At 32.0% G+C, this 11,852-nt stretch carries 12 protein-coding genes; 11 read left to right on the top strand and 1 reads right to left on the bottom strand.

All coding sequences use genetic code 11. From position 1 onward, the window contains the following. The first annotated feature begins 3 nt into the window (after positions 1-3). From CLU82_RS08745 to CLU82_RS08695, 11 genes are all read left to right on the top strand, one after another. A complete protein-coding gene (locus CLU82_RS08745) occupies positions 4-960 on the top strand; it encodes a type IX secretion system membrane protein PorP/SprF (RefSeq protein WP_100844984.1) in 957 nt (318 codons plus the stop codon). 253 nt (positions 961-1,213) lie between these two features. Further along, entirely contained in the window at positions 1,214-2,401 is a 1,188-nt protein-coding gene (pgk, locus tag CLU82_RS08740; RefSeq protein WP_100842732.1) for a phosphoglycerate kinase, read from the top strand. Between the two features lie 449 nt (positions 2,402-2,850). Then, positions 2,851-4,899 carry a LysM peptidoglycan-binding domain-containing protein gene (locus tag CLU82_RS08735; protein ID WP_100842731.1) on the top strand — a complete coding sequence of 683 codons (2,049 nt, stop codon included), beginning with the start codon at positions 2,851-2,853 and terminating at the stop codon, positions 4,897-4,899. A gap of 22 nt (positions 4,900-4,921) precedes the next feature. Then, positions 4,922-5,590 (top strand): DUF1080 domain-containing protein, encoded by a 669-nt coding sequence (locus CLU82_RS08730; protein ID WP_100842730.1) that lies wholly within the window; start codon positions 4,922-4,924, stop codon positions 5,588-5,590. Between the two features lie 48 nt (positions 5,591-5,638). After that, positions 5,639-6,613: a DUF4837 family protein gene (locus CLU82_RS08725; RefSeq protein WP_100842729.1), complete on the top strand. Its 975-nt coding sequence runs from the start codon at positions 5,639-5,641 to the stop codon at positions 6,611-6,613. Positions 6,614-6,704: 91 nt separating this feature from the next. Then, positions 6,705-7,151: a GNAT family N-acetyltransferase gene (locus CLU82_RS08720; protein WP_100844983.1), complete on the top strand. Its 447-nt coding sequence runs from the start codon at positions 6,705-6,707 to the stop codon at positions 7,149-7,151. Positions 7,152-7,191: 40 nt separating this feature from the next. Then, positions 7,192-8,001: a helix-turn-helix domain-containing protein gene (locus tag CLU82_RS08715; protein WP_100842728.1), complete on the top strand. Its 810-nt coding sequence runs from the start codon at positions 7,192-7,194 to the stop codon at positions 7,999-8,001. 86 nt (positions 8,002-8,087) lie between these two features. After that, entirely contained in the window at positions 8,088-8,528 is a 441-nt protein-coding gene (locus CLU82_RS08710; protein WP_100842727.1) for a carboxymuconolactone decarboxylase family protein, read from the top strand. Between the two features lie 4 nt (positions 8,529-8,532). Further along, on the top strand, positions 8,533-8,955 hold the full coding sequence (locus CLU82_RS08705) for a GNAT family N-acetyltransferase (protein ID WP_100842726.1): 423 nt from the start codon (positions 8,533-8,535) through the stop codon (positions 8,953-8,955). Next, positions 8,952-9,368 carry a DoxX family protein gene (locus tag CLU82_RS08700; RefSeq protein WP_100842725.1) on the top strand — a complete coding sequence of 139 codons (417 nt, stop codon included), beginning with the start codon at positions 8,952-8,954 and terminating at the stop codon, positions 9,366-9,368. The genes CLU82_RS08705 and CLU82_RS08700 overlap by 4 nt, the downstream gene beginning before the upstream one ends. 284 nt (positions 9,369-9,652) lie before the next feature. Next, complete coding sequence (locus tag CLU82_RS08695) at positions 9,653-10,216, top strand: DUF4256 domain-containing protein (protein ID WP_100842724.1); 564 nt, start codon at positions 9,653-9,655, stop codon at positions 10,214-10,216. Here CLU82_RS08695 and CLU82_RS08690 read toward each other — a convergent pair. After that, positions 10,213-11,850: a S41 family peptidase gene (locus CLU82_RS08690; RefSeq protein ID WP_100842723.1), complete on the bottom strand. Its 1,638-nt coding sequence runs from the start codon at positions 11,848-11,850 to the stop codon at positions 10,213-10,215. The genes CLU82_RS08695 and CLU82_RS08690 overlap by 4 nt on opposite strands. Positions 11,851-11,852 lie beyond the last annotated feature (2 nt).

The raw sequence follows: 11,852 nt of genomic DNA, 5'->3' as shown, positions 1-11,852 counted from the left end.
AAAATGAAAAAGATCTTAATTAGCATTTTACTTTTGACTGTAGCGAGTAGCTATAGTCAAGAGTTGAATGTTCCCGTAGCTACTCAATACTTAGCGGATAATCCTTATGTGATTTCTCCAACTTATGCTGGAATTGGCGATAATTTTAGAATTAATCTGAATGGATATAAACAATGGGTAGGTGTGCCAGATGCACCTCAGAGTCAGGCGCTTTATGCCGATTTTAGAGTTTTAGATCAGTCAGGTGTTGGATTAACGCTGTATAATGACTCCAATGGAAATACAAAGCAATCAGGGGGTAAACTTACTTTTGCTCACCATATCATTTTGGGTTATTATTCTAAACAGTACCTTTCTTTTGGTATTTCGTACATCTATAATTCATTTCGACTTAATACAGCTAATTTTAAGCCTGGAGAGGCTGATTCAGATATTACTGATAATCGTTCTACGATGAATAATAACTTTGAGGTAGGTTTTCTTTATCGTAATAAAGGATTTTATGCGAGTGCTACTGCTACTAACATTTTACAAAAAGACCTTCAACTTGACATAGCTTATGAACCAAATAAGCTTACTAATTATCAATTTTACTCTGGTTATGTACTTGATTTTGGTAATAGAAGTGAATTAGAGCCTTCAGCTTTTTACCAATATTATCAAAGTGATGGACGTTCGGTAACGGATTTAAATATAAAATATAGAAAATTTAATAGATATGAAGATTACTTTTGGGTAGGAGCTTCTTATCGTTTTTTGAATGACCAAATTGGAGAACCCCTTGCAGTGGGACCTATAGTTGGATTTTTGAAAGGTTATATTTCTGTTGGTTATTCATATCAAATAACATTAAATAAACTAGCTGCTTACAATTCAGGAACGCATTCTTTGACTATTGGATTTAGATTCCTGCAGGGAGTTAGTAACTGTCCTTGTACGCAAGGTCCTGTACATGAATAAATAGTCATTATTTTAAACTAAAAAGATCCTTATTAGTTCTCGTCGCAGAATTAATAAGGATCTTTTTTAGTTATAGTATCGTATTGCATTTACGCTTTAATTATTCAGTTATTTATGTAATATTTTAGACTTTTTCTGTATTTACATCGATTTCGTTAGTAATTTGATATTTATTTTAGAATTTTGAAATTTAATACTTATTTAAAAGTTATATATTTGTCATTCTTTCAAAAAACAATTAAAAAAAAGAACCATGAAGACTTTAAATAATTTTGATTTTAATAACAAAAAGGCAATAATAAGAGTTGATTTTAATGTTCCTTTAGATGAAAATTTTAATGTAACAGATGCTACTCGTATTGAAGCTGCAAAACCGACTATCGATGCTATTTTAGCTCAAGGAGGTAGTGTTATTTTAATGTCTCACCTTGGAAGACCAAAAGGAGCTCAAGATAAATATTCATTAAAACATATTTTAGCAACTACTTCAGAGATTTTGGGAGTACCAGTTCAATTTGCTGCAAATTGCGTTGGAGCTGAAGCTCAAGAAGCTGCCAAAAATTTGAAAGCTGGACAAGTATTATTATTGGAGAATTTACGTTTTCATGATGAAGAAGAAGCTGGAGATGTGGCTTTCGCTAAAGAATTAGCTTCACTTGGAGATATCTATGTAAATGATGCTTTTGGGACAGCACATAGAGCGCATGCTTCGACTACTATTATAGCACAGTTTTTCCCTGTAAATAAATGTTTCGGAACATTATTAGCTAAAGAAATTGAAAGTTTAAATAAGGTTTTAAAAAACAGTGAAAAACCTGTAACTGCAATTCTTGGAGGTTCTAAAGTTTCTTCTAAAATCACGGTTATTGAAAATATTCTTGACAAAGTAGATCATATGATTATTGGTGGTGGAATGACTTTTACTTTTGTTAAAGCATTAGGTGGAAAAGTAGGTGAATCTATTTGTGAAGATGATAAGTTAGAGTTAGCTCTTGAAATTTTAAGACTAGCTAAAGAAAAAGGAGTACAAATCCATATTCCTGTTGATGTTGTAGCTGCGAATGATTTTTCGAATACTGCAGATACACAGATCGTTGATGTAAGAGAAATTCCTGATGGATGGCAAGGTCTTGATGCGGGTCCAAAATCATTAGAAAACTTTGAAAAAGTGATTATGGAGTCTAAAACTATTCTTTGGAATGGTCCTCTAGGAGTTTTTGAAATGGAAACATTTGCTAAAGGAACAATTGCACTTGGTAACTTTATTGCTGCTTCAACTGCCAATGGAGCTTTCTCACTTGTAGGTGGTGGAGATTCAGTTGCTGCTGTAAAACAATTTGGATTCGAAGATAAAATGAGCTATGTTTCTACTGGTGGTGGTGCTATGTTAGAAATGTTAGAAGGCAAAATTTTACCTGGAATTGCTGCTATATTAGACTAAATACTTTGAACTATTATAAATTCTAGCTTTTTTAAATTTTTAAATAGTTAGTGTTAGTTATATTTTAAAAATCACTTTAACCTTAAGTTACTAATACAGTAACTTAAGGTTTTTTATTTATATTATACTATATATCAATATTTTACGTTATAAAGTTCTAATAGCTATTGTTCTTTTTTGATTAATAGGTTATGTTAAAGTTATATTATTTTAGATGTGATTTTTTTTTTAATTTATGTAATATCTGACTTTGTTTAAATTTATTTTTTTTAAAAATTGCTGATTACATTTTTTTTGAAATTAATTACGCACAAATCATCAAAAATTAGGCTAAATGTCGATTTTTTTTGTATTTTTAACATTATTTGTGATTCAAATTGGAAAATACATTCTATGTTTGCATAAATTGATTTCTAATCAATTGAATAATAGCAAATTAAATTACTGTTATGACAATAAAAAATACCACACTTTCGTTTTTTCTAATGCTTACTACTTGTGCATTTTCTCAGAATACTGTAGAAAATGCAGAAATTGGAACTGTTCAAAAACCTATTTCGTATTTAGACTCTATCAAAAATTCTTTCGTAAAATATGACCGTACTGTTAAAACGGATAGTTTATGGATGAATCAAATAGGTACTTCTCTTGATATTTATAATGATTTAGCTACTGAAATTAATACCGTAAATGTTGACAAGGATATAGATGCTGAGCTTCCTACTGAATTGTTGAAGGCAAGGCTAGCAGCAATGGACGCCAAATCACCTTTTAACATTGAGTATAATCAAGGTTTAGAGAATTTAATTAAGTCTTTCCTTAAAAATAGAAAAAAAGCTTTTGCTAACCAAATGGCAGTTGCTCAATATTATTTTCCAATTTTCGAAGAGGCATTGGCGAAACAAAATGTTCCTCTAGAAATTAAATATTTGGCGGTTGTTGAGTCGGCATTAAATCCAAAGGCTGTATCTCGAGTTGGTGCTACAGGTTTATGGCAATTTATGTATAATACAGGTAAGCAATATAACTTAAGTATTGATTCTTATGTAGATGAACGTTCGGATCCTTTGAAGGCATCTGCTGCAGCGGCTCAGTATATGACCAATATGTTTACCATTTTTAATGATTGGGATTTGGTTTTAGCTTCTTATAATTCAGGTCCGGGAAATGTAACTAAGGCAATTCGCCGTTCAGGAGGTCAACAAAATTTTTGGAATATTAAAAAACATTTACCACTAGAAACTCAAGGGTATGTTCCAGCTTTTCTAGCCACTATGTATATTTATGAGTACCATAAAGAACATGGTATAGTTCCTAAAAAAGCTCTGGTTAGACATTTTGCAACAGACACTGTAATGGTTAAAAAAGAAATGTCATTTACTCAAATTTCTAATTTATTAGATATTCCAATTGAGCAATTGCAAGCATTAAATCCATCCTATAAGCGAAATGTAATTCCTAATTATGCTGGTAAAGATCATTATTTAACGCTTCCTTCTTGTAAAGTTGCTGTTTTTACTTCTAATGAAGACAAAATTTATGCGTACGTTCAATCTGAATTGGACAAAAGAGAAAAAATAAATCAAGGTAGAAAAACAATTTATAGTAAAGATTCTACCGCTTTAGCTTCTTCTAACAGCAGAGTAAAGTATTATAAAGTAAAACGTGGTGATAATTTAAGTATAATTGCTAAGAATAATAATGTCGCGGTTTCTGATTTAAAAAAGTGGAATTACATTAAAAGTAATTTCGTAACACCTGGAAAATCTTTAAAGATATTTGTTGAAAAAGATTTAGACACAAGTGTAGCTTTAGCTTCCAACCAAGAGAAAAGTAGAGCCATTATTGTAAAAGATAATACAAACGTGGTTACTACAGAATCTAAAAGTACTGTAGACAAAAAAGATACTTTGGTTGCAAATGCGGCAAATTCATATATAGTTCAAAAAGGAGATAATCTAAACGTTATTGCCAAAAAATTTAATACTACCGTTGCCGAAATTAAAGAATGGAATCATTTAAGTTCTTCAAATTTAAAATTAGGTTCTTCATTACAAGTAGGGAATGTTCCTGTTGAAACAAATGAAGCTGTTGCTGCTACAGAAACTCCAGTTGCACCAGAGTTAAGAGATATTAGTTATGAAGTTCAAAAAGGTGATAATTTAGGAAGTATTGCCAAAAAATTTGGTTCTTCTATCGTTGATTTAAAAAATTGGAATAATTTACACTCTAATAGTTTGGCTGTTGGAAATGTGTTAACAGTAGCTAAGAATGAAGTTGCAATTGTTGTTAATAATGCTACAGTAGATTCATTCAAAAAAAGAGATTCTAACACTTCTTCTAATAATATTGATATTAGTTATTTGGTTCAAAAAGGAGATTCTTTATTCAGTATATCTAAAAAATATCCAGGTGTTTCTGTGTCAGATTTAAAAAAATGGAATAACATCACAGGTGACGATTTAAAACCAGGCATGGGTTTAAAAATAAAAGGATAAGCTTCGTTTAAATTGAATCTTAATGTTTAAAAAAATATTTTTTTCCATTGCCTTTCTTCTGATTTTAAATTCTTGTTCTGTACACGAAAAAAACTTTTCACAGAATGATTGGTATGCTTTTACTAAAGCAAGTAAGCAAAGAATCAAACCTTCAGAGGTATATGAGTTTACAGATGATGGGACGATTCGGATGCATGGAGATAATATTGGTTATTTGATGACCAATAAAAGTTATACAAACTTTGAATTACATTTAGATTTTAGATGGAATATTGAAGAAAAATATAACAAAAACAACACTAAAAAAAATAGTGGTGTCATGTACAACATACCAACAAATTTTCCTGACAACATCTGGCCAAAAGGAATTCAATTTCAGATAAAAGAAAATACTACTGGAGACTTCATTTTTTTAGATAATATAACAGCAGTAGTAAATGGGAAATTGGTGGAAGCCGGTGCAAGTGTAACTTCACCTAAATTTACAGCTAATGAAAATCCTTATGGTGAATGGAATACCATTTTAATTCGTTCATTCAATGGGAAAATCGTCCAATTTTTGAATGGAAAATTAGTAAATGAATGCTCAGACGTTTCTTCAACGGAAGGTAAGATTTCTTTAAATTACGAAGGTTCTCCAATTGATTTCAGAAATATTAAATTAAAAAGTATTTCTAAAGAAGAAAAGTAAAATTTATCTAAAGCCTTTTTTTATTTTTGATGATAAATTACTCAATAGATGAATAAAATTTTCTTTTTCTTTTTTTCATTTTTTTCTCTTTTTTTTATTTCCTGCTCTAAGAAAAGTGAAAATAGTTCCAGACCTTCAACAGGCAAGATTAACACTATTTCAATAGTTATAGATGATCAGTTGTGGAATGGTATTATTGGCGATAGCATTCGAAATAAATTTGCTAGTCCAGTTGAAGGTTTATCAAAAGAAGAACCTCAATTTGACATAAATCAGTATCCCATAGACGTAATGGAAGGTTTTGTGACAAAAAGCAGAACTATTATCGTTGTTAAACAAGGGAAAGAGAATCTTTTTGCAATTAAAAAAAATCAATATGCTACTCCTCAAAATGTAATTCATATAACAGGAAGAAATCTTTCGGATTTATTGGAGATTATTGAAAAGAGAACACCTCAAATCATTAAGGTCATTGAGGAGGGTGAAATCAAAGCACACCAAATTCTACTAAATGATTCTATACTTAATCCAGAAATAATCCAAAAGCAATTTCAGCTGACTTTAAAAATCCCTAAAAACTATTCTTATATAGTAAAGAATAAGAGTTTTGTTTGGTTCAAAAGTGAGTTTCCAAGTGGAAGTGCCAGTTTACTTATCACTCAATTACCTATTTGTACTTTTAATTCTGAAGATAATGTGTTAGAGAAAGTCATAAAAGTTCATGATTCCATAGGGACTTTGTATATAAAAGGCAAAGAACCTAGTTCTAGTCTTTATATTGACAAAACATATCCTATTTATTTATCACAAATTACTCTTGACGGCAAACCAGCTTATGAAACGAAAGGTGTTTGGCGTTTGAGAGATAACTTTATGTTTGGCCCCTTTTTAAATTATCTGATAGTAGATTCTAAAAATAAACGTATCATTTACCTAGAAGGATTTTGCTATGTTCCCTCAAGAGAGAGACGAGATTATATGCATGAATTAGAATCCATTATTAAAAGTGTTCAGATAAATTAATTTTTATGTGACAATCGTTTTATTTTTGAGGTTTATATTTGTTGAAAATTGTTTTTACTTTTATATTATTAAACCTATAATGATTCCACAGATGTCTATAGAATGGAAAATAAAGCCTTTTGAGGCATTAACTGTAACTGAATTATATGATATACTTCAATTACGAAGTAAGATCTTCGTAGTGGAGCAAAACTGCGTTTATCTTGATTTGGATGGAAAGGACAAAGTAGCATTACATCTTTTTGGAATTTATGAGGATAAAATTGTTGCGCATGCGAGACTTTTCAAAGCAGGAATTTCTTTTGATAACGCTTCTATTGGAAGAGTAACTGTAGATTCAGATTACAGAGACCGAAAATGGGGTCATGATTTGATGGAAAATGCGATTGCTGGTATTTTGGAACATTTTGACGAAAGTCAAATTACTATTGGAGCGCAATTATATCTCAAGAAATTCTACGAAAAACTAGGTTTTGTGCAATCAAGTGAAATGTATCTTGAAGATGACATTCCGCATATTGAAATGATTAAGAGCTAATTAAAACTGTAATTCTTAATCAAAACTTTATCACACATCCATGGCTTTTAACTTAAAACTAATTGACGAAACTATACTGATGAATCTGCCCGAGCGACAGTATAAATTTGTATTGATTTTTTGCAAAGCTGGAGAAGTAAAAATTGAAATTGACAATCAGCTTTATGAAATTAGTGGAGGTTATATTTTGACTATTACACCAAAACAATATTATCAATTTATTGAAATCAATAATTGCGAAGGATGTATTTTGGAATTCACGTATGACTTCTTTTGTAAAGATGAAAAGTCTGTTGAACTCATTTACCACAACGGTTTATACTGCCATTTCGGATTAAACGAACTTATCAAAATATCTGATCAAAACAGTTTAAGCAGAATTGAGGATTATTGTAATGCATTAAAAAGTGAATTAGAAAACAAACCCTTTGAATACGAAACAAGTTTGCATTCTATTCTCAAATTATTGATCATTGAGGTAAGCAGATGCAAAATTATTCAGCAGGAAAGACCGCTTTACAAACCTGACGCTTTGTTTTTGCAATTTTTAAACTTGATAAGAGACAACTTCGAGAAACGTCTCACCGTAAAAGAATATGCCCAGTTATTACTTATTTCTGAGCAAAAATTAAATGAAATCACCAAGAAAAACACCAACGAAACCACGCAGCAACTCATAAATGATTTAATCATTTTGGAAGCCAAACGCCTATTTAACTATGAAAACCTGAATGTGAAGCAAGTCGCTTTCAAATTAGGTTTTGATGATAGTCACTATTTTTCTAGATTTTTTAAAAAACAAACAGCAACAAGAGCCAAAGACCATTTGCGTACACTTTTGACCGAATAACAAAGTCCACCATTTTTAAAGTTTTGTCCATTTTTTGCCGAAAGCCTTCATCATAGTTTTGTATTATAATTTAAACGAAAGAAAAAATGCAAACACAAAGAATTGACATCAACACCGTAACGCCAGGCGCATACCAATCGCTTATTCAATTAGATAAATATGTTACCGAAACAAATTTATCTAAATCTCTGTATCATCTTATCAAAGTTCGCGCATCATTAATCAACGGTTGTGCCTTGTGCATACAATCGCACAGTAATGATGCATTGGCGGGAGGCGAATCCTCCAAACGTTTATTAGCTTTAAATTCCTGGGCAGATTCTCCTTATTTTACTAACGAAGAAAGAGTAATTTTGGCCTTGACCGATGAAACTACTTTGATTGCAAAAAACGGTGTTTCAAACGAAACTTTTGATAAAGCTATTCAGATTTTGGGAGAAGAGAAAGTTTCGCATGCAATTATGGCAATTGCCTGTATAAACGCTTGGAACAGAATAGGAAAAGCTACATTATTAATTCCTGAATAACAAAATGAACGAAATTAAAATTGCAATTACAGACCAAGACATAGCTTCCTGTTGGGAGGCTATGTCTCTTTTACGTCCCATGCTGAAGGAAGACGAATTTGTACAACAAATCAAGGAAATGCAAAAAGAAGGCTATACACTTCTATTTATTTTCGAGAATAATAGAGTGGTTTCTTTAGCAGGTTACCGAATTTGGACGATGCTCTATTGTGGCAAAATGCTGTACATAGACGATCTTTCAACTCTGGAAAATTCCAGAGGAAAAGGCTATGCTTCGACTCTGCTTAACCATATTTATGAGATTGCCAAGGAGCAAAATTGTATATCGGTACAATTGGACAGCGGTCCCACACGAACCGATGCGCATAAACTTTACTTTAAAGAAAATTTTACTATAAGTGCATTTCATTTTAATAAACAGTTATGAATCAAGAAAAAACAATTGAATGGTTTTTAAGGATATCATTAAGCATCGGGTTTTTATCGGCAGTCGCAGACCGTTTTGGTTTGTGGGATAAAGAGCTATCGGCTTGGGGTAATTGGGGAGCTTTTGCAAAATATACAAATTCGCTAATGCCTTTTTTAAGCTATAATTTAGCTTCAATAGTTGGTGGAATAGCTACTTTTCTTGAAATAGCTTTTGCAATTGCGTTGTTGACTAATTTCAAAAGTGAATTTATAGCCAAATGTAGCGGTGTTCTGTTGCTAATTTTTGGAGTATCAATGGCAATTACTTTAAACTGTAAAGCACCACTTGATTATTCTGTTTTTACGGCTTCAGCGGGAGCATTTGCACTAAGCATTCTTATAAAAAAGAATTCGCAAAAGAATATCGCATAATTATTGGAGCAGAAAGACTTGGCATTTTGAGTTAGATGAGTCCTGCTCTCCGTTACAATCTTTTTATTTTTAAAGAAAAAATAAAAAGGATTTTCACTTCGATCAGGGCTAAAAAGAAAGATCAGGCTTCTTTGCTATGATTTACAATCTCAATCGATTTTAGGTCGTTAAAAAAGTTTTTTTGTAATTTTACGAAAGTGCTATTTTCTTATAAATGAAATCACTGAGATGAGCGTAAAATAGCGATACTAAAAAGTGCAAATTCAAATAAAAATCTAACAAGAATGGGAGTTAAAAAAGAGTTATCACAAGAAAAAAGCAATGAATTACTTCAAATATTAAAAACACGTTTTGAAAAAAACAGTGATAGGCACAAAGGTCTTGAATGGAAAAACGTTCTGGCAAAACTAGAAGCCAATTCTGAAAAATTATGGACACTTAATGAGATGGAAACATCAGGCGGTGAACCAGACGTAGTTGGATACGACAATAAAACAAACGAATATATTTTCTACGATTGTTCCGTCGAAAGTCCTGCAGGTCGACGAAGTTATTGCTATGACCGCGAAGCTTTGGATAAAAGAAAAGAAAACAAGCCCAAAAACAACGCTTTGGAAGCAGCATCAGTAATGGGTGTTGAACTTTTAACCGAAGAGCAATACCGCGATTTACAAAAGCTAGGAAAGTTTGACAATAAAACATCCAGCTGGATAGCAACACCAGCTGATATTAGAAAACTTGGCGGAGCCATTTTTGCCGATTTCCGATACGAAACAGTTTTCGTTTACCACAATGGCGCAGATTCTTACTACGCGGCAAGAGGATTTCGAGCTTCGCTTAGAGTTTAGATTTTTAAAATCGAATTATACTCTGCTGTTGAATTCAAGATGGTAACTGCTTTTTTGATTTCAGGATTGTTTTTAATGTAATAATCATAAAGTCCTTCTTGATATTGATAACGTTTGATGAGTTCATCGAGCAGTAATCCTTTGATTTCCTTTTGATTTTTATCCAATAAAGCATTCTCCGATTTTTGAAGGGCCAAGAGAAGCTGCTGATATTCTGGAGCAATAGCTTCATCTAGTTTCTCAGTTTTAGCTGTTGCCAAAGTATTTTTCAAGGCAATTTCAGTATCGGTATCAAAAGTAAATTTTTGAGCTTTTAGAAATTGTTTGAAATCCATATAATCCGCATCTGTGATTACTGGAATTTTAGTGCCTAAATTTGGATTTTTATAATAATAGTTAGTTGCATAATTGAAAATGCCATCATTTTTTAATAAAGCATTTGCTATCGGACTCGTTTTGGTTTCTTCCATTTCGATATCTGGTAAAATTCCACCACCATCATAAACAGTGCGCCCTTTTCTGGTTTTAAAGGCATTATAGTTTTTAGCTTGTGTTCGAATAGCCACACCATTTTTGTCTTTATGAGCATAATCCAAAGCCTGAATACACCTTCCTGATGGAGTATAATAACGTGAAATAGTAACTTTTAGTTGCGTTCCATAAGTTAACTCAACAGGTCTTTGTACCAATCCTTTTCCAAAACTACGACTTCCTAAAACCACAGCACGATCCAAATCCTGCAATGCTCCCGAAACAATTTCGGAGGCAGAAGCACTTCGGCCATTTACTAAAATTACCAAAGGAATTGTTGTATCTATTGGGTCTTGGGATGTTTTATAAGTGTTGTTATGTTTTTCAATTTTGGATTTTGTAGTAACAATAATTTCGTTTCTCGCTACAAAAAGATTACAGATGTTTACCGCTTCGTTCAATAATCCGCCAGGGTTTCCTCTTAAATCTAATACGATTCTTTCGGCACCTTGTCTTTTTAATTGTTCTAATGCCTCTTTGGTTTCAGTAGAAGCTTTTCTATTGAAATGAGCCAATACAATATAACCTGTTTTGTCATCGATTTTGGCAAAATAAGGAACCGATTTGATTTCGACTTCATCCAATACAATTACGGTCGAATACGGTTTGCCTTGACGAATATATTTGACATCAATTTTAGTGTTTTTAGAACCTTTAAAAAGTTGCGAAGCATCATCCTTGAAATCGGCCAATGGAGTATCACCAATTTGGATAATTTCGTCACCAGCCTTTAGTCCAGCTTTGTCAGCAGGGAAATTTTTATACGGTTCTTTCAGAATTAATTTATCATTTTCTCTAGTGATTAAAGCTCCAATACCTGTGTATTCACCAGTATTGTTAATTTTAAACTTCAGTACTTCCTGCTCATTAAAATATACAGTATAGGGATCAAGTGAACTCAGCATTCCTTTGACAGCATTATTCATCAGTTCTGCAGGTGTTGTTTCATCTACATAATTCTTATTCAATTCTTTGAACAAAGTCGTGAAAATTTCCAACTGTTTGGCAATCTCAAAATAGTCGTCCTTAAAACTTACTCCAACAAATAAAAAGGCTGAAGCAACAACTGGAATAATGACTTTTTTTTGGAAAAGGGTACGCATAA

It is taken from the genome of Flavobacterium sp. 5, from assembly GCF_002813295.1.
GTDB lineage: Bacteria > Bacteroidota > Bacteroidia > Flavobacteriales > Flavobacteriaceae > Flavobacterium.
This window is presented reverse-complemented; position numbering and strand designations above follow the sequence as displayed.

Bases quoted from the DNA above. Each gene is read 5' to 3' on its own strand.
- CLU82_RS08715 (WP_100842728.1), top strand. From the start codon at position 7,192: ATGGCTTTTAACTTAAAACTAATTGACGAAACTATACTGATGAATCTG.
- CLU82_RS08705 (WP_100842726.1), top strand. From the start codon at position 8,533: ATGAACGAAATTAAAATTGCAATTACAGACCAAGACATAGCTTCCTGT.
- pgk (WP_100842732.1), top strand. From the start codon at position 1,214: ATGAAGACTTTAAATAATTTTGATTTTAATAACAAAAAGGCAATAATA.
- CLU82_RS08745 (WP_100844984.1), top strand. From the start codon at position 4: ATGAAAAAGATCTTAATTAGCATTTTACTTTTGACTGTAGCGAGTAGC.
- CLU82_RS08720 (WP_100844983.1), top strand. From the start codon at position 6,705: ATGTCTATAGAATGGAAAATAAAGCCTTTTGAGGCATTAACTGTAACT.
- CLU82_RS08730 (WP_100842730.1), top strand. From the start codon at position 4,922: ATGTTTAAAAAAATATTTTTTTCCATTGCCTTTCTTCTGATTTTAAAT.
- CLU82_RS08735 (WP_100842731.1), top strand. From the start codon at position 2,851: ATGACAATAAAAAATACCACACTTTCGTTTTTTCTAATGCTTACTACT.
- CLU82_RS08695 (WP_100842724.1), top strand. From the start codon at position 9,653: ATGGGAGTTAAAAAAGAGTTATCACAAGAAAAAAGCAATGAATTACTT.
- CLU82_RS08700 (WP_100842725.1), top strand. From the start codon at position 8,952: ATGAATCAAGAAAAAACAATTGAATGGTTTTTAAGGATATCATTAAGC.
- CLU82_RS08710 (WP_100842727.1), top strand. From the start codon at position 8,088: ATGCAAACACAAAGAATTGACATCAACACCGTAACGCCAGGCGCATAC.
- CLU82_RS08725 (WP_100842729.1), top strand. From the start codon at position 5,639: ATGAATAAAATTTTCTTTTTCTTTTTTTCATTTTTTTCTCTTTTTTTT.
- CLU82_RS08690 (WP_100842723.1), bottom strand. From the start codon at position 11,850: ATGCGTACCCTTTTCCAAAAAAAAGTCATTATTCCAGTTGTTGCTTCA.